At 46.1% G+C, this 26,954-nt stretch carries 23 protein-coding genes; 18 read left to right on the forward strand and 5 right to left on the reverse strand.

Annotation, left to right across the window (positions count from 1 at the left end):
- The first annotated feature begins 92 nt into the window (after positions 1–92).
- The 4 genes from J7I83_RS14950 to J7I83_RS14965 all read left to right on the forward strand — a co-directional run bounded on the left by J7I83_RS14950 (position 93) and on the right by J7I83_RS14965 (position 5,557).
- Entirely contained in the window at positions 93–1,637 is a 1,545-nt protein-coding gene (locus tag J7I83_RS14950) for a GNAT family N-acetyltransferase (protein ID WP_215101998.1), read from the forward strand.
- 190 nt (positions 1,638–1,827) lie between these two features.
- The gene (locus J7I83_RS14955) at positions 1,828–3,528 is read left to right on the forward strand and encodes a phospho-sugar mutase (RefSeq protein ID WP_215102000.1); all 1,701 of its coding nucleotides are present in this window, start codon (positions 1,828–1,830) and stop codon (positions 3,526–3,528) included.
- A 255-nt stretch (positions 3,529–3,783) separates the two neighbouring features.
- Positions 3,784–4,899, forward strand: coding sequence for a GAF domain-containing sensor histidine kinase (locus J7I83_RS14960; protein ID WP_215102002.1), 1,116 nt, complete (start codon positions 3,784–3,786; stop codon positions 4,897–4,899).
- A 16-nt stretch (positions 4,900–4,915) separates the two neighbouring features.
- Complete coding sequence (locus J7I83_RS14965) at positions 4,916–5,557, forward strand: response regulator (protein WP_215102004.1); 642 nt, start codon at positions 4,916–4,918, stop codon at positions 5,555–5,557.
- A 35-nt stretch (positions 5,558–5,592) separates the two neighbouring features.
- On the opposite strand, the gene rsgA is transcribed toward J7I83_RS14965, so the two are convergent.
- Positions 5,593–6,648, reverse strand: a complete 1,056-nt coding sequence (gene rsgA / locus J7I83_RS14970) for a ribosome small subunit-dependent GTPase A (protein ID WP_215102006.1) — start codon at positions 6,646–6,648, stop codon at positions 5,593–5,595.
- 698 nt (positions 6,649–7,346) lie between these two features.
- Here rsgA and J7I83_RS14975 point away from each other — a divergent pair.
- From J7I83_RS14975 to J7I83_RS15000, 6 genes are all read left to right on the forward strand, one after another.
- Positions 7,347–8,414 (forward strand): phosphotransferase family protein, encoded by a 1,068-nt coding sequence (locus tag J7I83_RS14975; protein WP_215102008.1) that lies wholly within the window; start codon positions 7,347–7,349, stop codon positions 8,412–8,414.
- A 4-nt stretch (positions 8,415–8,418) separates the two neighbouring features.
- Positions 8,419–9,144: a 2-phosphosulfolactate phosphatase gene (locus J7I83_RS14980; RefSeq protein WP_215102010.1), complete on the forward strand. Its 726-nt coding sequence runs from the start codon at positions 8,419–8,421 to the stop codon at positions 9,142–9,144.
- 19 nt (positions 9,145–9,163) lie between these two features.
- Positions 9,164–9,955 (forward strand): enoyl-CoA hydratase/isomerase family protein, encoded by a 792-nt coding sequence (locus tag J7I83_RS14985; RefSeq protein ID WP_215102012.1) that lies wholly within the window; start codon positions 9,164–9,166, stop codon positions 9,953–9,955.
- Between the two features lie 181 nt (positions 9,956–10,136).
- Positions 10,137–11,333, forward strand: coding sequence for a cytochrome P450 family protein (locus tag J7I83_RS14990; protein ID WP_215102014.1), 1,197 nt, complete (start codon positions 10,137–10,139; stop codon positions 11,331–11,333).
- A gap of 102 nt (positions 11,334–11,435) precedes the next feature.
- A complete protein-coding gene (locus tag J7I83_RS14995) occupies positions 11,436–12,737 on the forward strand; it encodes a DUF2254 domain-containing protein (RefSeq protein ID WP_215102016.1) in 1,302 nt (433 codons plus the stop codon).
- Between the two features lie 50 nt (positions 12,738–12,787).
- Positions 12,788–13,843, forward strand: a complete 1,056-nt coding sequence (locus J7I83_RS15000) for a mechanosensitive ion channel family protein (RefSeq protein ID WP_215102018.1) — start codon at positions 12,788–12,790, stop codon at positions 13,841–13,843.
- 57 nt (positions 13,844–13,900) lie between these two features.
- Here the strand turns inward: J7I83_RS15000 and J7I83_RS15005 are convergent, their stop codons facing one another.
- Positions 13,901–14,803, reverse strand: coding sequence for a cation diffusion facilitator family transporter (locus J7I83_RS15005; protein ID WP_215102020.1), 903 nt, complete (start codon positions 14,801–14,803; stop codon positions 13,901–13,903).
- Positions 14,804–15,125: 322 nt separating this feature from the next.
- Between J7I83_RS15005 and chrA the strand changes: the two genes are divergently transcribed.
- The 3 genes from chrA to kynB are packed head-to-tail and all read left to right on the forward strand — an operon-like array spanning position 15,126 to position 18,195.
- Positions 15,126–16,298: a chromate efflux transporter gene (chrA, locus tag J7I83_RS15010; RefSeq protein WP_215102022.1), complete on the forward strand. Its 1,173-nt coding sequence runs from the start codon at positions 15,126–15,128 to the stop codon at positions 16,296–16,298.
- 19 nt (positions 16,299–16,317) lie between these two features.
- On the forward strand, positions 16,318–17,571 hold the full coding sequence (kynU, locus tag J7I83_RS15015) for a kynureninase (RefSeq protein WP_215102024.1): 1,254 nt from the start codon (positions 16,318–16,320) through the stop codon (positions 17,569–17,571).
- Positions 17,572–18,195: an arylformamidase gene (gene kynB, locus J7I83_RS15020; RefSeq protein ID WP_215102026.1), complete on the forward strand. Its 624-nt coding sequence runs from the start codon at positions 17,572–17,574 to the stop codon at positions 18,193–18,195. It abuts the gene before it with no gap.
- Positions 18,196–19,033: 838 nt separating this feature from the next.
- Here kynB and J7I83_RS15025 read toward each other — a convergent pair.
- Together J7I83_RS15025 and J7I83_RS15030 are read right to left on the reverse strand one after the other, a co-directional pair.
- Entirely contained in the window at positions 19,034–19,477 is a 444-nt protein-coding gene (locus tag J7I83_RS15025) for an arsenate-mycothiol transferase ArsC (protein WP_215102028.1), read from the reverse strand.
- A gap of 172 nt (positions 19,478–19,649) precedes the next feature.
- Positions 19,650–20,168 carry a universal stress protein gene (locus J7I83_RS15030; protein ID WP_215102030.1) on the reverse strand — a complete coding sequence of 173 codons (519 nt, stop codon included), beginning with the start codon at positions 20,166–20,168 and terminating at the stop codon, positions 19,650–19,652.
- A gap of 473 nt (positions 20,169–20,641) precedes the next feature.
- Between J7I83_RS15030 and J7I83_RS15035 the strand changes: the two genes are divergently transcribed.
- Positions 20,642–22,378 carry an ABC transporter ATP-binding protein gene (locus J7I83_RS15035; RefSeq protein WP_215102032.1) on the forward strand — a complete coding sequence of 579 codons (1,737 nt, stop codon included), beginning with the start codon at positions 20,642–20,644 and terminating at the stop codon, positions 22,376–22,378.
- A 2-nt stretch (positions 22,379–22,380) separates the two neighbouring features.
- Entirely contained in the window at positions 22,381–24,138 is a 1,758-nt protein-coding gene (locus J7I83_RS15040) for an ABC transporter ATP-binding protein (RefSeq protein ID WP_215102034.1), read from the forward strand.
- A 109-nt stretch (positions 24,139–24,247) separates the two neighbouring features.
- Here the strand turns inward: J7I83_RS15040 and J7I83_RS15045 are convergent, their stop codons facing one another.
- Positions 24,248–24,451 (reverse strand): YheE family protein, encoded by a 204-nt coding sequence (locus tag J7I83_RS15045; protein ID WP_215102036.1) that lies wholly within the window; start codon positions 24,449–24,451, stop codon positions 24,248–24,250.
- 109 nt (positions 24,452–24,560) lie between these two features.
- Here J7I83_RS15045 and J7I83_RS15050 point away from each other — a divergent pair, with 109 nt between their 5' ends.
- The 3 genes from J7I83_RS15050 to J7I83_RS15060 all read left to right on the forward strand — a co-directional run bounded on the left by J7I83_RS15050 (position 24,561) and on the right by J7I83_RS15060 (position 26,914).
- Entirely contained in the window at positions 24,561–25,676 is a 1,116-nt protein-coding gene (locus J7I83_RS15050; protein ID WP_215102043.1) for a DUF445 family protein, read from the forward strand.
- Between the two features lie 21 nt (positions 25,677–25,697).
- Positions 25,698–26,045, forward strand: coding sequence for a YlbF family regulator (locus J7I83_RS15055; RefSeq protein ID WP_215102039.1), 348 nt, complete (start codon positions 25,698–25,700; stop codon positions 26,043–26,045).
- Positions 26,046–26,134: 89 nt separating this feature from the next.
- The gene (locus J7I83_RS15060; protein WP_215102041.1) at positions 26,135–26,914 is read left to right on the forward strand and encodes an enoyl-CoA hydratase; all 780 of its coding nucleotides are present in this window, start codon (positions 26,135–26,137) and stop codon (positions 26,912–26,914) included.
- The last annotated feature ends 40 nt before the right edge of the window (positions 26,915–26,954 follow it).

The raw sequence follows: 26,954 nt of genomic DNA on the forward strand, positions 1-26,954 counted from the left end.
TAATTGTTATCGTGATGCAAGTAAAATAATATCAACCTGAGCAACTATCCTATATAATAAAGTTTGAAACTTTTGTGAAGGAGAGCTGTACTGTGGCAGAACAATTTGATTTATCCCATTTCGAAAAAAGCATGATCATTCGTGAAATGAATTATGCAGATATAAATGCCATCCTTGAAATGCAGCGTTTATGCTTTCCTGGAATGGATCCGTGGAAAGAGGAACAATTAAGAAGCCATTTAGGCGTTTTCCCTCAAGGCCAAATGATCGCAGAATTGGACGGCATAGTTATTGGTTCTTGTTCGAGTCTATTGATCAACTTTGATGAATATGATGATCGCCATACTTGGGATGATGTAACAGATGCCGGCTATATCACCAACCACAATCCCGACGGCTACAACATGTACGGCATTGAAGTCATGGTGCATCCTGAATACCGTCGGATGAAAGTCGGGCAGCGTCTTTACGAAGCCCGCAAAGAACTAGCACGCGAATTAAACCTGAAGTCGATTATCATCGGAGGGCGCATCCCGAACTACCATAAACATGCGGATGAAATGTCGCCGCGGGAATATGTCGATGCTGTGTCGCGCCATAAAGTCTACGATCCTGTATTAACATTCCAGTTGATGAACGGCTTCCAATTGATGCGCATCAACCCGAACTACTTGCAGGACGATTTGGCATCAGGCAAATACGCCACATTGATGGAATGGAATAACGTCGATTACAAACCGATTTCCAAACGCCATTTCAAAACGAGTTTGCCGGTCCGTATTTGTGTGGTGCAGTATTTGATGCGCGCCATCGAATCATTTGACGATTTGGCCAGCCAGGTCGAATACTTTGTAGACGTGGCTTCAGATGCACATTCGGATTTCGTGGTATTCCCTGAAATCTTCACGTCGCAGCTGATGTCCTTCCTGAACGAACCATCGCCAAGCCAGGCAGTTCGCAAACTGACTGAATACACACCTCAGTATATTGAATTGTTCACAGACCTTGCTGTCCGCTACAATATCAATATCATTGGAGGCTCGCATTTCGTTAAAGAAGAAGACGATGAAATCTACAACATTGCGTATCTGTTCCGCCGTGACGGTTCTATCGACAAACAGTATAAAATCCACATCACACCAAACGAACGTAAATGGTGGGGGATTTCTGCCGGAGATTCTGTCCGTGTCTTTGATACCGATTGCGGGAAAATCGCCATCCAGATCTGCTATGATATCGAGTTTCCTGAACTGGCACGCATCGCGACAGATATGGGAGCCAATATCATTTTTACTCCTTTCTGTACGGAAGATCGCCAAGGCTATCTGCGTGTCCGTTATTGCGCACAGGCCCGCGCAGTGGAAAATCAAATTTATACCGTCATTTCCGGAACTGTTGGCAACTTGCCGCAAACCGAAAATATGGATATCCAATACGCTCAATCAGGAATTTTCGCTCCATCCGATTTCGAATTTGCACGTGATGGAATTGTCGGAGAAACCAATCCAAACCTTGAAATGGTATTGATTGGGGATGTCGATTTGGAAATCCTTAGACGCCAGCGCCAAAATGGGACAGTCAAGCAATTGAAGGACCGTCGCCATGATGTTTACCGGGTAGAATACAAAAAAGATTAAACACAGCCGCTTCCAAAAATGGAAGCGGCTTTTCTTCTGAATATTTGGTAAACTAAAGATTGAACAAAAGAATTTATCTTTAAAAGGTGCTTTGTCTATAACTTCCGCAGGAATACACAGTTGATTTGTAGAATATCAACAGATGGGGATCGTTAGTTAAACTTATATTAATATAGATGGAGGAATGTATATGTCATGGAAAGAACGCATCAAACGTTGGTTGGATCATGAAGGGCTTGATGAAGAAACACGGCAATCGCTGAATGTGCTGAAAGAAGATGAAAAGTTGGCGGAAGATGCCTTTTATCAAGATCTAGTTTTCGGTACCGGAGGAATGCGCGGCGAAATCGGACCGGGCACAAACCGGATGAATATCTATACCGTGCGGAAAGCTTCGCAGGGAATCGCGGATTACATAAAGGAAAATGGAGAGCTGGCGATGGCTCGTGGAATGGTTATTGCCTATGACAGCCGCCGCATGTCCCCTGAATTTGCGGAAGAAGCGGCACGGACGTTTGCTGCGAACGGTATCCACACGTATTTGTACAGCAGTACACGGACGACGCCACAGCTATCGTTCAGCGTGCGCTATTTGAACGCATTTATGGGCATCGTCATCACTGCCAGCCATAATCCGCCGGAATACAACGGCTATAAGGTTTATTCAGAAGATGGGGCCCAATTGAACCTGGAAGACGCTGACCGCGTCATCGATTACGTCAGCCGCGTCGAAGACGAACTGGCCATCGTCAATGACTTATTTGACGAGTCGCTGCTGGTCCGAATCGATGAAAAATTGGATGAAGCTTACTTGTCTAACGTGCTGACTGTGCAAGAGCATGCAGCGAGGCCGATTTCCGCAGTCTTTACGCCGCTTCATGGATCTTCCGGCGCAACAGTCAAACGACTGTTGGATCGGGCGGGCTATGATCAGATAACGTATGTTGCCGAACAAATGGAACCTGACGGTGAATTCCCGACGGTAAACTCTCCAAATCCGGAGGAAGGCGAAGCGTTTGAATTAGCGAAGGAATATGGCACGAAATCTGAAGCCGACTTGCTGATTGCCATCGATCCGGACGGAGACCGCGTCGGCATCGCAGTTTGGAGCGGCCGGCAATACGAATTGCTGAGCGGCAATCAGACCGGGGCTATACTGATCGAATACTTGCTGAGCCAAAAGCAGGAAAAAGGCAACTTGCCGGCAAATGGCCGTATCTTCAAAACGATCGTCACATCGGAATTCGGCCGTGTCGTGGCTGAGTCTTATGGAATCGGCTGCGAGGATGTCTTGACCGGCTTTAAGTTCATTGGCGAAAAATTACGGCACAATGATGTGAACCCGCAATTTGAGTTTTTATTCGGCTATGAAGAAAGCTATGGCTATTTGATCCGAGATTTTGCGCGGGATAAAGATGCGGTGCAGGCGACTTTACTGCTTGTCGAAGCGGCATCCTTCTATAAAAAACAAGGCAAAAATCTACATGATATTCTGGTTGAGCTATATAATCGTTTTGGCTGGTACCGGGAATCGCTAGTATCTGTCACTAAAAAAGGCATCGATGGCGCACGTGAAATCACCGCATTGCTGGAAGACTTGCGTAAACGGCCGGTTCAGGCGCTTGCTGGCATTCCCGTTGTGTCTATTGAAGACTATGAAACACAGAATCGTATTTTTGTCGATGTGGGCACTAATGAAAAAATTGAACTGCCGCAATCAAATGTCATCAAATACTTCCTGGAGGACGGCTCATGGGTATGTGTTCGCCCAAGCGGCACAGAACCGAAAGTGAAGTATTATTTCGGAATCACGGCGGCGACGCAACAGGAAAGCGATGAAAAGCTGGAACTCCTGAAAGAATCATTTTTGGAGGAAGTCAATAGCCGATGATTGCTCAGCTCCCTGAAAAGGGGGCTTTTTCTTTATGCCGTTGGCTGCTTCCGCTTTTCTCGGTGTCCAGTTGCAGTGCCTAGCTCTTCGGGATGTAAGCCACTCTGGCTGTGCGGCTGAACACACGCCGCTTCGCCAGATCGTCTTACACCTGTCAGAGCTGAACAGGCACTTCACTTTTCTCGTACAAAAGTACGAGGGAGGATTTTTATGGAAACGTGTATGGTTAAATCAGTATAGATGAGGTGAATGGTGATGGTGATGAGCGAACCCTCCAATATAACGTTATTGAAAGAAATTGCCGAATTGCTCAATGAAGAAACGGATATGGCGCGCATGCTGGATGGTGCCATCCGGAAATTATTGAGCGCATCGACTTTTGAGACCGCCTGGATTTTCTTTATCGACGAAAAAGGGAAACATCAATTGGTGGCGCAGGCAAATTTGCCGTCTTCTTTGGAAGACAATAATTGCCGCCATCTGCAAAAAGGCGGCTGCTGGTGCGTCAAGCGATACCAAGATGGTGACCTCGAAAAAGCGTCCAACATTATTGCCTGTCAGCGTATTGAAAACGCCATGCCCGCAAAATTGCGCAAGCAGGGCAGCATCACACACCACGCTACTGTGCCTCTTCAGTCTGGTAAAGAAAAGTTTGGCCTGCTGAATATTGCTGCACCGGACACTGTCGGTTTTTCAAAAGATGAGTTGGCTCTTTTAGAGTCGGTGGCTTTTCAAATCGGCTCTGCGATCAAACGGATCGGCCTGACCAAACAGGAGCAGGAATTGGCTCTCGTCAAAGAGCGGAACCGCTTAGCGCGCGACTTGCATGACTCAGTCAATCAATTGCTGTTTTCGGTGACATTGACTGCCCGTGGAGGTGTGGAAATGTCGGAAGTACCTGAAGTCCAGGAAACCTTCCGCGATATCCAGCATCTGACGCAGGAAGCACTGAACGAAATGCGGGCTTTGATTTGGCAGTTGCGTCCAAAAGGGCTGGAAAGCGGGTTGCTTGATGCCATCAAGGGCTATGGTGAAATGCTGGGGCTGGCAGTCGAAACAAAAGTGACTGGCGTGATCCAATTGCCGTCGCGCATTGAAGAGACATTATTCCGGATTGCACAAGAGTCGTTGAATAATGTCCGGAAGCACGCAGGGGTCAATAAAGTCGAATTGTATTTGTCGATCACTGCAACGGATGTCCTATTGGTCTTGAGAGATGAAGGTCGGGGCTTTGCATTTGACCATGGATTGAATCTGCCGTCCATTGGCATCCAAAGCATTCGCGACCGTGCCAAAGCAGAAGGCGGTACAGCAGACTGGTCTAGTGAAATAGGCAAGGGAACGGAAATCCTCGTACGGATTCCGTATTAATGGGGGAGTGAAGAGCATGGTGAAAGTATTGATAGCGGATGACCATCATGTAGTTCGGCGAGGCTTGTTGTTCTTTTTGAAAACACAAAAGGACATAGAAGTGGTGGGGGAAGCAGTAAATGGCAAAGAAGCCGTAGAAATGGCTGGGGCACTTCAGCCGGATATCGTCCTGATGGATTTGGTGATGCCCATCATGGACGGCATCCAGGCAACCCGGCTAATCAAAAAACAGTTTCCGGATATGATTGTGTTGATGCTGACCAGTTTTTCAGATCAGGATCATGTAGTGCCAGCGATTGAAGCAGGAGCAGCGGGCTACCAACTAAAAGATATCGAGCCTGATGAACTGGTGGCTTCGCTGCGCAGTTTGATGCGCGGTGAAAACACCCTTCATCCGAAAGCGTCATCCGAGCTGATGAAAGCTCCGGCTGAACCAGCGCCGCATACGATCAACCAATTGACGCCGAGAGAACAGGAAGTACTGGCCGAACTGACAAAAGGCAAAAGCAACCGGGAAATCGCATCTGCATTGTTTGTCACTGAAAAGACAGTGAAGACCCATATTTCCAACATCTTTATTAAACTGGCCGTTCAGGACCGAACGCAAGCGGCGCTTTATGCCGTTAAGCACGGGCTGACAGAGCCGGGAAGAAATTAAAAAGAGTGCAACGGAAAATTCCGTCGCACTCTTTTTTAACGTTTTTTAACAGGCCGTGTCCGGTAGTCTTTGGTCACTTGCCTCCACTTGTTGCGTTCTGCTTTCTGGGCAGCAGCATCGCTTTTCCGTTCCATATGGGCAAGCTCGCGTTTCAGCTTCAGGTAGCTCCGGTAACGTCCGGCATCCAACTCGCCGTTTTGGAGAGCTTTCTGGACGCGGCATCCCGGTTCGTCATGGTGGGCGCAGTCGCGGAACCGGCAGGCCAGTGCAAGCTCTTCAACATCCCTGAATCCTGCTTCTACACCTTCTGAATAATCGCCCAGCTGAAATTCGCGCATGCCAGGAGTATCGATCATCAAACCGCCTGCAGGCAATAAAATCATTTCCCGGTGGGTGGTGGTATGCCGTCCTTTGCTGTCGTTTTCCCGGATATCTTGGACCATCATCCGCTGGGTGCCGGACAAGGCGTTGATCAATGAAGACTTTCCAACTCCGGAAGACCCAAGCAAAGCACCAGTCTTGGAACCGGCCAGCTGATTCTGCAGCGCATCGATTCCTTCACCGGTAAGAGCCGATACTGCATAGACAGGAACACCGAATGCCACGCTCTCAACCTGTTGCAGGTACGGTTCGATGTCCGGGCATTGGTCTTTCTTCGTCAAAACAACTACAGGATTCGATCCGGAATCCCAGGCAGCCAGCAAATAACGTTCCAGACGCCGGACATTGAAATCATGATTGAGCGACATCGCCAAAAAGACAGAGTCCACATTGACGGCGATCAATTGGATATCAGATGTTTCTCCCGCCCCTTTTCTTGAAAATTGTGAAGTGCGGGGCAGTACTTGATGGATAATTCCTTTTTCTTCACCGGGCATTTGTTCTGCCATGACCCAGTCACCAACACATGGAAATTCGATGCGGTTATGCTGATGCCGGTACTTGCCGGACAGCGAGCAAAGCCATTCTCCATTGTCTGTTACGACACGGTACAAATTTTTGTGTTCCAAGGTGACGCGACCAGGGATTCCCGGTGCAGTTATTTTTTCCTGCCAGCTGGAGTTCCAGCCGTATTGTTCAATATTCGTCAATGTTGTTTCCTCCTAATTATGCAAAATAAAAAACCACGAATGCGCGCAATTCGCAGTCCATGGTCCCCGGGCATAATGGAAGAAGCGTATCGTCAGCGATACACATGGGAAGACACTATAGACTGGAATTGCGTATTCAAAAATAAAATAGCCATAATGCCTCACCTCATTCTTCAAGTTAAGATAACCATACTGTATGGCAATTTGAACGTCAAGTCATTTTTCTGAATATTTGCTTCATTAACTTTGGAAATTTGGCTTCGCAAGCGCAGCTGTTTTGCGGAATACCGACGATAAAAGATTACTAGTCCAACTTATACAAATAGAAATTTTGCTATATAAATAGAATGAAGACTTGCATTTATAAAATGAAAACGCTAACATAGTGGTAATATTCTGAACATACTAACTGGTTAGTATCGTTTTGGTATGGCTTAAGAATTTTTAAAATGATAAGGAACGAAAAATGACGATAGAACAAGTTTGGATGAGTCATTATTCAAAAGAAATTTTTGCAGAGATGAATTCTCTGACAAGACAATGCTGCAATTTTTTCGGATACAGAAGAGGGAATTCTAGATCACATCGCAACCAAATTTTAATCAGAAAGAAATATCCAATGAATGAAATAAGAACAGAATACACGAGCTTCTGCATTATTTTACATGTACGTTAACCCGTCCAAAGAGGTGAAAGAGATGTCGAAACAAGAAAATGTGACGATTCCAGTAAGAACTGGAGAAGAATTAAACTATCCGGCGCTTGAAAATTTTCTGCGTAATCATATTGAAGACTTGCCGTTAGGAGAACTGAAAGTACGGCAATTTGGTACCGGCCATTCCAATTTAACGTATGCGCTGCAAATCGACGGCTGGGAAGCTGTTCTAAGAAGGCCGCCGCTAGGGCCGGTCGCACCAAAAGCACATGACATGGAACGCGAATTTAAAATCTTATCCGCTCTGCACCCAATCTTTAAAACGGCCCCAAAGCCCTTTGTGTTTTCAGATGATAAATCTATCATCGGCAGCCCTTTTTTTGTCATGGAAAGGCGGCACGGCATCGTATTGGATACCGATTTTCCAAAAGGAATTCGACCGACAAAAGAGCTGGGGCGAAAAATTTCAGAGAAAATGGTCGATACACTTGTTAAACTCCACGCGTTGGATTATACCAAAACACCGCTTGCTGACATAGCAAAGCCTGAAGGTTTCATGCAACGCCAAGTAGAAGGGTGGATAGGCCGTTATGAACGTTCCCGGACTGACGACATTGAAGGTGTAGAGCAGTTAAAAGAGTGGATGCTAACAAACATTCCAGTATCCCAAGAACCCTCTATCATCCATTACGACTTCAAACTGAATAATGCTCTGTTTTCTGAAGACTTCTCCGAAATGACCGGCCTATTTGATTGGGAAATGACGACGGTTGGAGATCCACTGGCTGATTTAGGCGCGGCTATGAGCTACTGGATTCAAGCAGATGACCCTGATTTATTAAAACATGGGCTTGGCAAAGCTCCAGTGACGGTACTGGATGGATTCTATAGCCGTGAAGAATTTATCAGAAGCTATGGTAAGAAAAGTGGGCGCGACGTTTCAAATATGAACTTTTATTTAACCTTTGCTTATTTTAAATTGGCTGTGATCATCCAGCAGATTTACTATCGCTATAAAAAAGGGCAAACACAAGATTCGCGTTTCGCTCATTTTGATCAATTTGTCAAAAGTTTAATGCAGCATGCATTGATGACAGCGAAAAGGGAGTGAGTCGGTGCCGAAACTTCATGTGTTATTGAAAAAAGAAGAAATTGACGATGCCAAGATGCAGGAAGATAAAACAGCGGTGGTATTTGATGTGCTACTGGCGACATCGACCATCACAGCTTGTTTTTGGCATGGGGCAAAGGAAGTCGTGCCGGTTTTGAATGGTGATGAAGCGCTCCGTGAAGCAAATGGAAGAGCGGTCGACAGTTATTGTTTGGTGGGTGAATACAATGGCAAGACGATTGAAGGTTTTTTAGATCCAAATCCACTTCAGTTAAAAGAACAAATCCATGGCAAAACCGTATTGCTGTCAACGACAAATGGAACCGTGGCAATTCGGAAATCAGCCGCTGCAAAAAAAGTTTACACCGCTTCTTTGCTGAACGGCGAGGCAGCGGCAAACAAGATAGCGGCCGACCATCGTGAAGAAACCATCATTGCTGTTTGTTCGGGGTCAGGCGGTGAATTTTGCATGGAAGATTTATACGGAGCAGGTTATTTTGTGGATTGCTTGATGAATAATACAGACAACTGGGAACTGACCGATTCGGCAAAAGCGGCGCGTATTTTTTACCGGTCAAATACAGAACATGCACAAATCATCCTAAAAGATTCTCGTGTCGGGGAAATGCTGATGCGCAATGGCTTTGAAGAAGAAATCGATTTTATTGCCAACTGCGGGCTGATTGATATTGTGCCATGGCTGAGAGGTGGTAAATTGGTCATCGAGTAAAAATTGAGGAGGAAACAAAATGGAGAACAAACACTTGAACGTCAATCTGCAAGGGGCTGTATTGTCTCTGCAATTAAATCGGCCAGACAGCTTGAATGCGTTCAGCCCAGAAATGATAGAAGGGTTATTGTTTGAAATACAAGAGGCTGGCAGCAATCCGGATATCGGAGCGATCATCCTGTCAGGAGCGGGCAGGTCGTTTTCAGCAGGTGGAGATGTCAAGACGATGGGAAAAGCGGGATCTTCAGAAACTTATGAGCATATCGGCAAATTAAACGAATTGGTATTGGCGATGCGCGCGCTTGAAAAGCCGATTATCGCAGTTGTCCATGGTTTTGCAGCAGGAGCCGCTTTTAATCTGGCCCTGGCGAGCGATATCATTTTAGCGGCTGAAGATAGCAGATTTGTGATGAGTTTTTCCCAAGTCGGACTGATTTCAGATGGAGGCGGGCTGTATTTTCTGCCACGCTTGATCGGTCCTTACCGTGCTAAGGAATTGTTTTTTAATGCACAGCCGATTACTGCCGCAACGGCTCATGAATGGGGTATTGTCAATCATTTGTATCCGCTTGAGAATTTGGAGCAAGAGGCTCTCAGCTTTGCTGAAAAGCTTGCAAATGGACCGGCTAAAGCCTTTGGGCTGTTGAAAAAGATCACCGATCAATCCGCAACGGCAGGATTGTCGGAAATCTTGGAACAGGAACGGGTAACACAAGCGATGATGGTCACTACCGATGACCATTTGGAAGGTGTCTCCGCCTTTAAGGAAAAACGCAAGCCGGTGTTCAATCGGAAACAGCGTGTCTTATAAAGAGTGAGACTGCGAGTACTAGCTCAGCTGCAGCAAAGAACACGGGCGCGTCTTTATGTCCGACAAACCGTAAACAGACGCATAAACTTTTTAAGTCGTGATATATAGACGTATTTGGTAAATTTGAACGAGGTGAATCCTTTGGAGGAGGGGTATAGAAAAGGAAAAAGGAGGAGTGGAAATGACTCTAGATCGCGCCAATAAATTCGGCTTGTTCACAGAACAATTTACACAAAATCCCTATCCGACTTATGAAAAACTGAGGGAAGGGGACCCGGTGCATGCTGTACGTTTTCCTGATGGCCAGAATGGCTGGATGGTGACACGTTATAAAGATGCAGAGGAAGTCCTGAAAGACCCCCGTTTCATTAAAGATATGTCGAAGATTTACGGAGACAGCATGGACATGTTGAGTGTCTTTACTCAGAACATGCTGTTTTCAGATCCACCTGACCATAAAAGGCTGCGCGGCCTTGCGCAGAAAGCCTTTACGCCAAAAATGATTTCGGGGATGCGCGGAAGAATCCAGGAAATAACAGATGAACTGCTGACAGAAATGGAGGATCGGGATCAGATTGACCTGATTGATGAATTCGCTTTTCCATTGCCGATCATTGTCATTTGTGAAATTTTGGGTGTGCCATCGGCGGACCGTGATAAATTTAGGCTTTGGTCCAATTCAATGATTGAAGGAACCAGTGGAGAACTGGGGGCTACTGTTTATCAGCACATGAACGAGTTCGTCCAATACTTAGGGCAGTGGTTTGCCACAGTCCGTGAACAGCCTGGAGATGATTTGATCAGCAGCTTGATTCAGGCAGAGGAAGAAGGAGACCACTTAAGTGAACGGGAGCTGTATGGCGTTGTTACCTTGTTGATTATTGCGGGCCATGAAACGACGGTGAATTTAATCGGCAACACGGTCTTGTCGCTGCTGGAAAATCCAGAGCAGCGCAAGCTTTTGGAACAACAGCCTGAACTCATCAATCAAGCAATCGAAGAGTCCCTGCGTTTTAATGGGCCGGTGGAATTCAGTACATCACGGTGGGCAGGCGAAGATTTTGAGTTTCAGGGCCGAGAGATGAAAAAAGGTGATTTGGTCGTGGTGTCGCTGAATTCAGCCAACCATGATCCGAACAAATTTGTGGAACCGGAACTATTCGACATCAAACGTGAAAAAAGTCCACATCTGGCGTTCGGAAAAGGCATTCATATGTGCCTCGGAGCCCCTCTCGCACGTCTGGAAGGGGAAATTGCCATCGCCAGTCTGCTGACACATTTTCCGCAAATGAAATTGGCTGTAGAGAGCAGTGAATTAAAGTGGCGGCCGGGCATGATTGTCCGCGGCGTCAAAGAATTGCCTTTGCTGCTCCAATGAATAACGGACAAAAGGCTGGAAAGCATCCAGTCTTTTTTGTTTGTACAAAAGCCATCAAGGGAAAGGGGTTTAGAAAGCTATTTATAAGAGAGGGGAATGAATATGAAGTCACTGACATTTTGGCTAAAGGAAAAATTGTGGCTTACTCCCGCATTGTACATCATGATGGCAGTCCTCCTGTCGATCACTTTTTTCTACGTTGACCTTTTGTATATTGAAAGCTTGAAACCCTATATCCCATCGGTTCTGCTAACGAATGTTGATTTGGCTAAGACCATCATGGGAAGTTTATCAGGCGCACTATTAACGATGACCACCTTTACATTTTCAACAATTCTGGTTGTGTTGACCATGTATTCCGCTCAATTCTCGCCGAGAACATTGAAAAACTTCATTCATGATAAGACCACCTGGCGTGTATTGGGGATTTTTCTCAGTGGCTTTATCTACAATACCTTGTCGTTGTTATTTATGAGAGATGATTTGTACACCACTGATGTAATTTCCACTTTTGTCGGAATTGTCATCGCTTTTTTCTGTCTTTCCACGTTCGCTTACTTTATCCACTATATTGCCACCCTTGTACAGGTCGGCCAGCTGGTCAATGAATTGATTGGAGATACAGAAGAAGCGATTTCCAAATTAAAAGAGCTTCAGGAAAGCGAAGAAGGGCAAGAAACTGAATGGAATCCGATTGGTATCAAAGAAATTCATCGGGCTGAAAAAGAGGGGTATATTCAATTTCTAACTTTTGATAAGCTGGTGGATTATGCGGAAAAACATGAGTTGAAAGTAGAGATTCTTGTTCAAACAGGAGATTATGTATACGAAGGAAAACCGATTTTTCATGTTTTCAAAATTAACGAAACAGAAGTATCTGTCGGTGATTTTTATTCGCTGGGCACTTCCAGGACATCGGAGCAGGATCTTTATTTCGCTATTCAAAAATTAGTGGAAGTAGCATTGCGTGCCATATCCCCAGGCGTCAACGATCCGAATACAGCCAACGAAATTATCGTCCGGCTGGGGCGCCTGCTCGGCCAGTTGGGGCAGCTGAAAACCGGACCGTTCCTATTGGGGGGAGATAAAAACAAGGAGCGGGTACTGTACCGTTTTCCTTCATACAAAAATATGTTATATAAAACTTTTTATCAATTATCCCATTACGGAAAAGAGGACATCTCGGTATTGCTTTCGATTATTGAATCTTTGACTGTCGCTGCAGAGCTTGTCCCAAAGCGGCATCATCAGGAGTTATGGGACACTCATGGCTACATTCTGGAAGCTGTCGATACCGAAGGGTTAAAATCATTCGATCATGAAACTCTGCAGGAGAGAGTCGATCAACTGGCTGCGACGACTGGCCAGCATTCTTATAATATTTTTTTGACAGAGAAAAGCTGACGGCATTTCTGTTGAAATCGCCAATGAATAACCAATAAAGGAGGGAAAAGATGCAGAACAACCAGTTGTTTGAAGGAATCGACTTTTTAAGGAATTTGTCTGTAGGAGAATTTTTGATGTTCTTTATTTATCTGGCTTTGATACTCCTTGGGAAATCCCTGATTCTATTCCTGCTGAGAAAGTTAGTTTCTTCCGATGATTTTAAAGAGCGTATTTATCCGGTTATTGAAGATGTATTAAACTGGCTTGTCCTTTATGGAGGCATCCTTTTTTTCCTTTTTTATTTTTCCAGGAAACAATGGCTGACTTTAGCTTTTTATGAAACAGAAGGGGTGGAAATCTCCATTCTGCTGATAGTTGTGGCAGTGATGATTGTAACTTTTGCAAGCCGCCTCATAAAGGCGTTTAATCATTATGTCATGCCATTTGTCTATGAACAGTTTAATGTAGATATCGGCATGGGCTACACCATCAACCGATTATTGTATTATGTGGTGATGTTTCTGGCATTAGCCATAAGTTTTACCACAGTGGGCCTGGATCTTACAGCTCTTGGTTTCGTTTTCAGTGTCCTTGGAATCGGCATAGGATTCGGCGTACGCAATATTGCCGCCAATTTTGTCTCAGGCATCATCATTTTGTTTGAGCGGCCGATGGAGGTCGGAGAAATGGTGGAAATCGATAAAAAAATTGGGCGGATTACAAAAATTAAACTCAGATCGACTGTCATAGAGACGTTGAAGGAAGGGACACTTGTTGTTCCTAATCAATATTTCATCGAGCAGATCGTCAAAAATCGATCGAGCGCCCAATTGTACGCAAGGGTGGTGGTAAGTGTGGATTATGGCAGTGATACTGAAAAGATAGAGCAGATTCTCAAACAGTCAGCTTTAAAGGCTATGAAGTTGATGAAAGGAATTCCTGAAAAAGAGCCGGACGTAAGATTTATTGATTTTAGGAATTCGGCGCTGGATTTCCAGGTGGAAGTGCAGGTGTTTGATGTCGAGATGAAGGACAGGCTAGAAAGTCTGATCCGCCATGCCATTGCGCATGATTTTATTCATAACCACATAGAATTGGCTCAGGCATTCTACGATAGACAATAAAAAGTCCATGGCTGATTGGAAGCCATGGACTTTTATGTGCGGGTTTTACTATCAGGCTTATTCGCCAACTTCATTCTTCTGCGCGGCAGTATAGGAATAATCCGGTTCGATATGGACGAGAATGACGCAATGAGGCTTTACTTTCTGAATCTTCCTCTCGATTTCTTCTGTAATCCAATGGCTTTCCATAACATTCAGGTTGGGGGCAACACTGACCGTTAAATCGATGAACATAACATTGCCATGGTTGCGTCCTTTGAAATCACGCAAAGTGATGACGCCGGGCACTCTTCTGACCAAAACAGACAGAGTTTCCACTTCATCTTCGTCAAAGCCATCAGTTAATGTGATGACAGACTCCTTGAAAATATCCAATGCAGTTTTGATGATGATCAATCCGACGATAAAAGCTGTGATAATATCCAGGATTGGTGCGCCGAAGATTGCGCCGATGATGCCGATTCCAGCACCGATGCTGACCAATGCATCTGAACGATTGTCGTAGGCTGCGGCACGGACTGCTGAACTTTTGATTTCTTTGCTGAGTTTTAAATTGTAGCGGTACACCACATACATAACGATTGAGGAGAAAAAAGCGACCCAGGCAGTAATCAACGATGGCGCTTCAGCTGTGGGTTCGAAAATTGAACGGACAGCATTGGTCATAACCTGTAGGCCAATAACCGCCATGATGAAAGAAGCCAGAAGAGAGGCGATGGTTTCGGCCCGCAGATGGCCGTAATGATGATTTTCATCCGGTGGCTTCTGGGAAATCCTCAGGCCGACCAGGACCGCGATGGATGCAACAATATCTGTCAGGTTGTTAAAACCATCCGCTTTCAAGGCTTCAGAAGAGCCCCAATAGCCGAAAAAAAGCTTGATGGCGCTGAGAAACACATAGGCGCAAATGCTGATCCAGGCGCCTTTTTCCCCTTTGCGTAAATTTGTATACAGGTCCATAAAGTTTCCCGCCTCCAAGTCGCTGAAACAAAGTGAAACGACCCTCATAGGAGGGCCGTTTCACTAACTTTATTCAGTAGTTGAGTTTTGACATGTATATTTTCGAGTTCTTATATAAAAATACGGTGTTCTAAATTAAATGTACAGTTCGGACAAATGGCGCCAAACCGTCTTTTAACAGTATCAATGTCTTTTGAGGCAATGTCAATACCGAAGAGCTTCTATGACGGTGGCGTTCATAATTTTACATAAATTTAATGTTGAAACATATAAGCGAACAGTTATGCTTATTGAGAGAATCTTTAACTTAAAGGAGAAGGCAATGGCTAAGAAAAAAAACAATTATGCAGAAATTCTAAAGGCTTCAACAAAATTGGGGCTGACATCTTTTGGAGGGCCGACTGCACATATCGGCTATTTCAGGGATGAGTATGTCACCAAAAGAAAGTGGCTGGACGATAAAGCTTACGCGGACTTAGTGGCACTTTGCCAGTTTCTTCCGGGACCCGCAAGTTCACAGGTGGGAATTTCCATTGGCATGCTGCGCGGCGGCATATTCGGCGGATTTTTATCTTGGTTCGGATTCACGATGCCTTCGGTCATACTGCTTATGTTATTTGCACTCGTTGTCACCAATGGTTCGTTTGACAGTGGATGGATCCAAGGATTGAAAATTGTCGCCGTTGCTGTTGTAGCACACGCTTTACTGGGGATGGGAAAAAGTTTGGCGCCTGACCGACAGCGGATCACAATTGCGGTCGGAGCAGCAATCCTCATCCTGCTGATACCGACAACCTGGGCTCAGATCGGCGTCATTGTTCTGTCAGGTTTTCTTGGATATGCCATTTACCGTAATGACAAAGCACCTGAACCGGTCAAACTGGTACTTAGTTTTGGAAAAAAGACAGGCATGGCAGCCTGGGCAATTTTTGCCACTTTATTGATCGGTTTGCCGTTGATCCGGCCGTTTATTGAATCCACTTCTTTTGCGATTTTTGATATCTTCTATCGTGTCGGTTCAATTGTTTTCGGCGGAGGGCACGTTGTGCTGCCTATGTTGGAGCGCGAAGTGGTGCCGGATTGGATGACACCTGACATGTTTATTGCCGGCTATGGAGCGGCTCAGGCTGTACCAGGCCCGCTCTTTACCTTGGCCGGTTATTTGGGCCAACTGATGAACGGAGGATGGGGAGTGGTGATTGCTGTGATTGCCATGTTCCTGCCATCATTCCTATTAATCATCGGGACTTTGCCTTTCTGGAGCATCATCCGGACAAAGGCGGGTGTGCAAGCAGCGCTGAAAGGCGTTAACGCAAGCGTAGTCGGAATTTTGCTGGCAGCCCTGTACGATCCTGTTTTCACTTCAGGGATCCGAGGGCCTGTTGATTTTGCAATTGCGATAACCGCCTTCACAATGTTAGTCTATTTTAAACTGGCTCCTTGGATTGTCGTACTGGTGACGGCAGTTCTGGGTGCAGTCGCTTATGCGATGTAATGGCTGAAGGAGGATGGAAATGGTGACGAGCAAAGAAATGGACCAGCAGGATCCGTTAGCGAAATTTAAACAAGAGTTTTTTGTGGAAAAAGAAACGGTATACATGGACGGCAATTCACTTGGATTGATGTCCAGACGGTCTGAAGCAAAATTGCAGGCCTTGATGGACAGCTGGAAGACATTCGGAATTGATGGATGGACCGAAGGAGAAAATCCCTGGTTCACCTTAGCGGAAACGATGAGTGCGCGCGTTGCACCTTTGGTTGGTGCTAGAACGCATGAAGTGATGGTGACAGGGTCAATCACATCAAATATCCATCAGATGCTGTCGACTGTGTTTCAGCCGACAGCAGAACGTTTTGTGATCGTCGTGGACAGCTTGAACTTTCCTTCAGATATCTATGCAGTGGAAAGCCATCTGCGTCTCCGCGGATTGGATCCAGCTGAGGCGATGCGCAAAGTTGGAAGCCGAGATGGTTACACACTAGAACTCAATGATATTATTGAACAGTTGACAGATGATGTGGCTGTTGTGCTGCTGCCATCTGTGCTGTATCGAAGCGGCCAATTATTGCCGATCCGGGAAATTACGCAAGCAGCCCGTCAAAAAGGCATCCTGGTCGGCTTTGACCTGGCGCATTCCATTGGAGCCATGAAACACAATTTGCACGATGATGGAGTAGACTTTGCCGTCTGGTGCCATTATAAATACATGAACTCTGGTCCGGGCGCAACAGGCGGACTTTATTTGCATGAGCGCCATCATCAGCTGCTGCCAGGTAATGCCGGCTGGTTCGGTTCTGATAAAACCCGCCAATTTGATATGGACCATAAATTCTCGAAAGCACAAGGGGCAGGTGCCTACCAGATCGGTACACCGCATATTTTCAGTATGGCACCTTTATTAGGAAGTCTGGAATTGTTCGAGGAAGCGGGCATTGATAAGGTCCGCCAAAAATCACTCGAGCTGACAAGTCTTTTAAGACAGCTGGTCGGACAAAAAGCTCCTGAATTGGTCGACGTTACGCCTGCTCAGGACGAGGCAAGAGGCGGGCATATTGCCTTTTCCCATCCCGAAGCTGCGCGAATCTGCAAAGCATTGAAAAAAGCAAAAATCATTCCGGATTTCCGTGCCCCAAACATCATTCGGCTGGCACCTATCGCTTTTTACACATCGTTCACCGATGTAGAGCAGGTAGCAGAAAAACTGCAGAGCATCATGGAAAATGAAACCTATAAAAATTTCAGCAACGAACGAAATGTGGTGGCTTGAATGGAACCAAAAAGAATTATCGATATTTCTATGGAATTAAGCAATGATACGCCAGAATGGCCGGGGGATATGCCGTTCAGTTATGAACTGTCTGTCACCACAAAGCAAAGCGGTTCAGTCAATGTCGGAAAACTGCAGTCCAGTACCCATATCGGCACGCATGTTGATGCGCCTTTTCATTACGATGACCAAGGGATTCAGATACATGAGCTGCCGCTGGATGTCTATTTATCAAAAGCGCAGGTCGTGGACGTCAGCGGTTTGAGCAAAATCCACTCATCGGATTTGGAGCCGATTGAAAAAGGAATTACAGCTTTATTGCTGAAAACCGTGTCCTGGAAAGATCGAAGCAGATTTCCTGAAAAATGGCCGGTGTTTGATGAGTCGATCGCGGAATGGATGGCTGACCATGGTGTGAGGCTTCTGGGAGTTGACGTACCGTCGGTCGATCCCGAAACCAGCAAGGAATTGCCGATGCATCACGCGATGAACCGGCATCAGCGATTTATTCTGGAAGGAATCGTTTTGGACGATGTGGCAGAAGGGGTATACCAGTTAGCGGCCTTGCCATTAAAGATCAAAGGCGGGGAAGGCAGTCCAGTCCGCGCAATTCTTTATACTTAAGAAAAGCGTAAGCGCCCGTGTAGCTCTGACGGGCATAAGACAGACCGGCGAAGCGGCGTTCTTTGCCGCACAGTCGGGATGGCTTATGACCCGAAGAGCTGGGCGCTGGAGTCTGGACACCAAGAAAAGCGGAAGCGCCTGTCTAGAACCGACGGGCTTAAGGCAGTTTGCCGAAGTGGCGTGTTTTCAGCCGCACAGGCAAGCGGACTTAAGACCCCGAGGTTCTAGGCGCTGGAGTCTGGACAACAAGAAAAGCGGAAGCGCCTGTCTAGAACCGACGGGCTTAAGGCGGTTTGCCGAAGTGGCGTGTTTTCAGCCGCACAGGCAAGCGGACTTAAGACCCCGAGGTTCTAGGCGCTGGAGTCTGGACAACAAGAAAAGCGGAAGCGCCCGTATAGCTCTGAAGGGCATAAGACAGACCGGCGAAGCGGCGTTCTTTGCCGCACAGTCGGGATGGCTTATGACCCAAAGAGCTGGGCGCTGGAGTCTGGACACCAAGAAAAGCGTAAGCGCCTGTCTAGAACCGACGGGCTTAAGGCAGTTTGCCGAAGTGGCGTGTTTTCAGCCGCACAGGCAAGCGGACTTAAGACCCCGAGGTTCTAGGCGCTGGAGTCTGGACAACAAGAAAAGCGGAAGCGCCCGTATAGCTCTGAAGGGCATAAGACAGACCGGCGAAGCGGCGTTCTTTGCCGCACAGTCGGGATGGCTTATGACCCAAAGAGCTGGGCGCTGGAGTCTGGACAACAAGAAAAGCGGAAGCGCCCGTATAGCTCTGACGGGCATAAGCCGCGCAGCCAAAGTGCAAATAAAACCTTCACCGGTAATTTCGGTGAAGGTTTTATACGTAGTCTGCACGGAAATAGGATTCCATGTTTTTTATGTTTATTGCGATTTCATCGCAAATCTCTTGATAAAGTGCCCATTGTTCTGTGCTGTCGGTACTGCGCAGCTCCGGATTGCGGATGTCCCAGCGCAGCAGTTTCTTGCTGGGCAAATCAGATGGAATGTCTCCCTGCTCCAATTCTCCGTCGTGCAAAGCGATAATCAAATCAGCCTCGCTGACTTCCTCCGTATTATAGGTACGCGCTTCGACTTCCGGTAAATCCAATATGACTTCTTTCATTATTTCCAAGGGCATTTCATTGAAAGAGGATGGAGAACCTTTTGTCCAGGCAGCGCTGCGAATTTCCCAATCAGGAAGCATGAGCCGATTAGCCCAAATTTCAGCCATTAGACCCCGATGCTGGTGGGAAGATAAAAAATAAACAGTATGTCTTGGCATGGGTGATCCCTTCTTCCTGTTGGTCAAATGATTTTTTGGTACTAGTAATCTTTACCCATCCAATAGGGAAATAAACTACCAATTTTGTGATGAAATTGTGATAATTATTCATTTTTAAGCGCGAAAATCCGATCTTCCGGCAGTCATCCTTTTTGCCAGCAGATCGGATCTTTTATTTGACTACTAATATCGAACTTGGCGAATCCTTGATCAACTTTTTGCTTACTGATCCGACAAAGAATTTCTGCATTCCTGATTTTCCGCTGTTGCCAATCACCAGTAAGTCGATATTCTGTTCCTCGATGAAAGCGGCAATTGTTTTAGCGGCGTTGCCTTCGAGAGCGAGCACAGATGCTTGGATATTCTGCGCATCCAGTTGCTGCTGGATGGAATTGTGCATGTACTTTGAATACTCTACGGCTGAATTATCATATTCCCTTGGTGGACTGAAGCCGTCATCTCCAATTCCGGGAGGCATAAACTGAGCATACTGGCTATCAACATTTGCTGAAACTACTGGAGCTGAAGCATTTCCTACATCCATATAGCCGACACTTTCACGGTATTCTTCGTTGACATAGATTACGGAAAGTTTGGCATCTGGCAGTGCTTTGACTAATTCCACTGCTTGTTCGAGTGCAATCCGACTTCCTTCAGATCCATCATATGCTACTGCGATGTTATTATACATTCCCTCACCCCGTCCTTTTCTCTTAGTGTTAAATTACCCTCAAGCTTTAGAATGAAACATCGCTATTTTTATGGCAAGAAAGTATTTTCAAAAAAAGTTGACAATTCAAAAAAGACTTTGGTACTCTTGAATTAACAAATAAAAGGAAATGGAGGGTTTGATAATGAAAAAGATTAAAATTGTTAAAAAAGTCAGTTTAATATCATTGTCAGGCCCTCCTGTATTTTTTTTCTGAACTTATTTCGGAAATAGAAATATTCGGGACAGGTCTGTAAAATTGTCCTGTTTTCATGAGCGTGCGCCCATAAACGAGGCGCGCGTTTTTTTGTGGTTTGATCAGTTTTTAAAATTGTTTTTTAAAAAATCAACTTGGAGCTGTTGGAGATGAAAATACTTCACAAAGGGAAAATCATGGTCAAGGAATCGTTAGAAGGCGATTAGCGGATTTGGAAAAAAGAAAGAAGGCGTAAACGATGTTTGATGTGCTATGGAAATTAAAATGGTTTTTTAAAGAAAATTGGCTGCGGTACACCACCGCGATTGTTCTGCTCTTCATTGCAAATATTTTAGAAATTATTCCGCCTTGGCTCATCGGAGTCGCCATCGATGCCATTGCGCAGGGAGAGTTGACTGCAGAATTGATGTGGCAGTATATTGCAGTTTTGGCGGCAGCCATGATGTTTGCCTACTTGATCAATTTTGTCTGGCAATACCAATTATTCGGTGGGGCATATGTCATTGAACGCCAGCTTCGTTCGAGCTTGATGGGACAGTTCCTGAAAATGACTCCGACTTTTTACGAGAAAAATCGCACAGGAGATTTGATGGCACGTACCACCAATGATTTAAAAGCGATTTCAGAAACAGCCGGATTCGGCATTTTGACGCTGGCAGATTCCACTTTGTATATGGCAACAATCATCATCGCTATGGGCATGCTGGTTTCCTGGGAGTTAACGTTTCTCGCCATGATTCCACTGCCGATTCTGGCCATTGTGGTCCAAGTGCTGGGCAAGAAAATCCACGCCCGCTATATGGAAGCACAGGAAGCGTTCGGCGACATGAACGACAGTGTGTTGGAATCTGTTGGGGGCGTTCGCGTAATCAGGGCCTATGTCCAGGAACGTGCTTCGGAGCAACAGTTTGCTGATATGACAGACGACGTTTATGAAAAAAACATGGCTGTGGAGCGGATTGACGCTTTGTTTGCGCCAGTGACCAAAGTGCTGACTTCCATCAGCTACATGGTAGGCCTCGGCTATGGAGCATTTTTAGTGGCTGAGGGCGCCATATCACTGGGAGATTTAGTAGCGTTCAACGTTTATCTTGGCATGATCGTTTGGCCGATGTTTGCAATTGGCGAGCTCATCAATATCCTGCAGCGTGGAAATGCATCTCTGGACCGTGTCAATGAAACACTGGATTATCCGGAAGATGTGACGGATCCGAAAGATCCAGTGAAAACTGGGCGTCCGGAACAGATCGGATTCAAGGATTTCAGCTTTACTTATCCACAGTCGAGCTCCATTAATCTTCAAGGCATCAATCTTTCGATGAACAGCGGACAGACCCTTGGAGTTGTTGGCAAGACCGGCAGCGGGAAAACGACTTTCGTCAAGCAATTGATGAAAGAGTATCCGACCGGAAAAGGATCCATTTTGATGAATGGCATCGAATTGAAGAAATTGACGAAAGACCAATTGCGCAGCTGGATCGGTTATGTACCGCAGGACCATGTCCTGTTTTCACGAACGATTCGGGAAAACATTCTGTTCGGCAATTCGGATGCCAGCGAAGAAGAACTGATCGAAGCGCTTCGCCTGTCCTCCTTTGAAAAAGATCTGGCTTTGTTGCCATATGGTCTGGATACACTGGTCGGTGAAAAAGGAGTAGCCTTGTCCGGTGGGCAGAAACAGCGGATTTCAATAGCCCGGGCATTGATCAAAAACCCGGAAATCCTGATTCTGGACGATTCATTGTCAGCGGTCGACGCGAAAACAGAAGCGCGCATCATTGAAAACATCCAGGCAGAACGTTCCGGCAAGACGACGATCATCACTACGCACCGGCTCTCTGCGGTAAAGCATGCGGATTGGATCGTAGTGCTTGATGACGGAAAGATTATAGAAGAAGGGACTCATGATGATTTGCTGAAAACAAAAGGCTGGTATAACGAACAATTCCTCCGACAGCAAATCGAGGAGGTGTAGACATGGGGACAGGAAAACGATTAGTACAATATGCACTGAATTTCAAAGGCGTTCTGATTTGGGGGTTGGTGATGCTGGCCATCGCAGTGGCTGCCGATCTGGCAGCGCCGCTGATCGCCAAAGAAATCATTGACAATCACATAGCGGTATCATCAGGCGCTACGGTAAATTTCGAGCCAATCGCTTATCTACTGGCTTTGTTCTTTGCACTGGCTATCGTGACAGCGATTTTCCGTTACTGGCAATCCATTCTTTTGCAAAAAGGAGCCAACCGGATTATCCGGAAGATGCGCAATGATGTTTATGAACATACACAAACCTTGCCGATCCGTTATTTTGATAACTTGCCGGCTGGAAAAGTAGTATCGCGCATCACCAACGACACAGAAGCGATTCGGGATCTGTTTGTGACGGTGCTGTCTCAATTTGCGACAAGCTTTATGTATATGGGCGGCATTTATGTTGCGCTGTTTTATCTCGACTGGAAAATGGCGGCCATGACATTGGTTCTGATACCGATGCTCTATATTTGGATGCTGATTTACCGCAAATATGCAGCCCGCTACAATCATGTGGTGCGGGAGAAAGTCAGTGAAATGAATGCCATGATCAACGAATCGATCCAGGGGATGACCATTATCCAAGCATTCCGCCGGGAACGCAAAATGAAAGATGAATTTGAAGAAATGAACAATGAGCATTACAAATACCAAAAGAAATTATTGGTGCTTGAAGGAGCGGCTTCCTATAACTTGGTAGGCGTGCTGCGATCCATGACCTTTATCTTGTTTGTCTGGTATTTTGGAGGAGCCTCCATATCAGGGAGCGCAGTAGTTACGGTCGGTGTGCTGTACGCGTTTATCGACTACATCATCCGGCTGTTCAATCCAATCAGCGGCATCGTCAATCAGTTTGGCCGCCTGGAGCAGGCATTGGTTGCCGCTGAACGGGTATTCCGTTTGCTGGATCAAAGCGGCGAAGCAGTCGTGGATAAAAAACTCGCGCGTTATCAAGGCAATGTCCGTTTCGAAAAAGTTTGGTTTGCTTATAAGGAACATGAATATGTCCTGAAAGATCTTTCCTTTGAAGCAAAGCAGGGAGAAACAGTAGCGTTGGTCGGCCACACCGGCTCCGGGAAAAGTTCCATCATGAACCTGTTGTTCCGTTTTTATGATGTTTCCAAAGGCACGATTACGATTGATGGCATCAATATTAATGACATGCCAAGACAATCGGTCAGGCAGCATATGGGCATTGTGCTGCAGGATCCTTACCTGTTCAGCGGAACAATCGAATCAAATGTCACGCTCGGCGACGAACGGATCACCAGGGACATGGTCATAGATGCTCTTGCTGCAGTTGGAGGCGAGCGGGTATTGAACCACTTGCCGAAAGGAATTGATGAGCCGGTGGTGGAAAAAGGCAGTACGCTTTCCTCCGGACAGCGGCAATTGGTGTCTTTTGCCCGCGCATTGGCGTTCGATCCAGCGATTTTGATCCTGGATGAAGCGACCTCCAATATCGACACAGAGACTGAAGAAATTATCCAACATGCCATGGACGTATTGAAAAAAGGCAGAACCACGTTCATCATTGCCCATCGGCTGTCGACAATCAAAAATGCCGATCGCATACTGGTATTGGAAAAAGGGGAAATTGCAGAAGCGGGCTCCCACGAGGAATTGATGAAGCTGGGCGGCACCTATTTCCAGATGTACAAAATTCAATCAGGAATGTCCCGAACCCAATCCATTGGGTAAAGGACATTCCCTTTTTTCTGCTTTGACGAAGCTATCGCTGTTAAATTTGGCCGGCCTTCCCTATAATTGAAAGAGCGGACGAAAAAAAGCGCTGGAACTTTCCAGCGCTTTAGTCGTATACATGATAGAGCATCAGCTCATGAATCATTGTTTTGATGGCCTCTTCGTCTTGAGGAGGCTTTGAGCTCCACACAATGCTGCCATCCGGATGGTATTCTCCGGTAATCCGCTCGTTTTTGTAAAAGAAGGAAATGTCCCATCCCGGCAGTTGACGATTTTCGAACATCGGCTTGAATTTAAAATGCTGTAGCATGCAGATCCCCCTTTTGCCTTACTCCTTTCATTATAGGGGATTCCCACAAATACACAAAGCAGAAAAGAAAAGAGTGACAACAGTGAACATTATATGGACTTTAGCTTTTATGGCGGTCGTAGGTGCATTGATTGGTGGCGTCACCAATCACCTGGCGATTAAAATGCTTTTTTGGCCTTACGAGGCAAAGTACGTCGGCAAATGGCGAATTCCGCTGACTCCGGGACTCATCCCGAAACGGCGCGATGAATTATCCCGTCAGCTGGGCCGTACAGTCGTTGAGCATCTCTTGACTCCGGAAACGTTCAAAAAGCGATTTTTCAATAAAGAGATGCACATAAAAACAGAAAAGTGGATCAACCGGCAACTCAACAAGCACCTGTTTGCTTCTTCAAAGTCGTTCAATGAATGGCTGCTTGCAGCCGGACAAACTGGCATGGATGTGAAAATCGAAGCTAAACTGGATGAACTGGTCGAGATCCAGAAAGATTCGCTGCAATCCTATATAGCCGGAAAGACCATCCGTGAACTGATGCCCGATAATTGGAAAGCAGAAGCTGAGACGAAGCTGTTCGAAGGCGTGCAGTATGCGATTGATCAAGGAACGGCTTATTTTGAATCGCCGCATGGCAGACAGACCATCAAGTCTCTGCTGGATGAGTTTCTCGAATCACGTGGGCGCTTTGGCCATATGCTGCATTCGCTGCTCGGGGAGTCGAAGCCGTTAGTCGACCGTATTCAACCGGAAATCATCAAATTCCTAAATTCACCGAAAACCTTTGAGCTGGTGGGCACCTTGGCTTACAGTGAGTGGGAGAAGGTGCAGGACCGGAGAGTAGACGAGTTGCTGAAGGAATTTGACTTTGAGCCGGCCTTGGCAGCAGTAAAGCAATATGTCCGTGAAAAAGCAGCAGTATCCAGACGTTTAAACGGAACACTTGCAGAGACTTGGCCTGGAGGGTTAGAATGGACAAGTGTCAATATTACTCCACTTGTGACAGACTTTGTCTTCGAACAAGGAGAGCGTAAACTGGAAGAAACCATATTGAAGATCGATATGGAAGGTATGGTGAAAGAGCAAGTCGATTCTCTGCCGCTCAGCCGCCTTGAAGAATTGGTGCTAGGGATATCACGGAGAGAATTTAAGATGATTACCGTATTGGGCGCTTTTCTAGGAGGATTCATCGGAGTCTTCCAGGGAATCTTCGTCATGATACTAAACTAACTACAGAGGAGAATGATGAAAATGGCAGTAAACATTTATGACGACATCAACAAATTGGAAAATACGTTCCGTTCAACAGACGAGTTCAAGAAATTGGAAGAGGCTGTAGCGCAAGTAACTTCAGACAACGAAGCAAACGAATTGTTCAAGAGCTTCCGCGATTTGCAAATTTCTCTTCAGCAAAAACAGACACAAGGTGAAGAAATCTCTGAAGAAGAAATGATGAACGCACAAAGCACTGCACAGGAAGCTCAGCAAAATGAAAAAATCCTGGCAATGCTTGAAGCCGAAATGGGATTGAGCCAAATGATCGAAGAAGTAAACCGTGTCTTGATCAAACCGGTACAGTCTTTATACGAAAGCATGTAATTTTTTCCGAAATAAAGGAATAGTAGAGAGAGACACCGAATACGTAAAGGTGAATGACAATTCATTTTTACGAAGGGGTGTCTTTTTTTATGTATGAAACGATTGAATTGACGAAACAAGGACGAATCGGCCACTTGGTGCTGAATCGCCCGAAATCGATGAACGCCATGAACGGAACGATGATGAAAGAATTGGCGGATTGCTTTGAATCCCTGCTGCAGGACAGCACAGTGCAGGTGCTGATTATCCGGGGAGAAGGAAAGGCGTTCTCCGCTGGCGGGGATATCAAGGAAATGATGGATCCCGAAAATCCGATGGATATCGAATTGGTCATGAAAGATGTCAGCCGGTTGGCAAAAGCGCTCTATACGCTGCCGCAGATCACGGTTGCAGCAGTTCATGGGGCATCGGCTGGGCTCGGGTTTAGCATGGCGTTAGCATGTGATCATGTGATTGCCGAAGAAAACAGCAAATTGGCTATGAATTTTATCGGCATCGGACTTGTGCCTGATGGCGGTGGCCATTTCTTCCTGAAAGAACGTGTCGGCGTGCCAAAAGCCCAGCAGATCATTTGGGCAGGGCAAACCTTAAAAGCGCGTGATGCGCTCGCGAAAGGCCTCATCGAGGAAGTGACTGCCGAAGGGCGCGGGCTCCAACAGGCAGAAGCCTATGCTGCTGAAACAATCGCGTCGCCGGTCAGCGCAAAATTGGCATCTAAGCATATCCTGCATCAATTGAAAGTCGATGAATTGGAGCAGGTACTGGAGATGGAAGCGGCAGCGCAAGCAGCCATGCGGAAATCAGCCGATCACCTGGAAGGCATACAGGCATTTGTCGAGAAACGCAAACCAGAATTTAAAGGTGAATAAAAAAGCATGGCGGAATTTCCGAGGCCACTGAAAAACTACA

This window comes from Planococcus sp. ISL-110, assembly GCF_018613575.1.
Taxonomy (GTDB): domain Bacteria; phylum Bacillota; class Bacilli; order Bacillales_A; family Planococcaceae; genus Planococcus.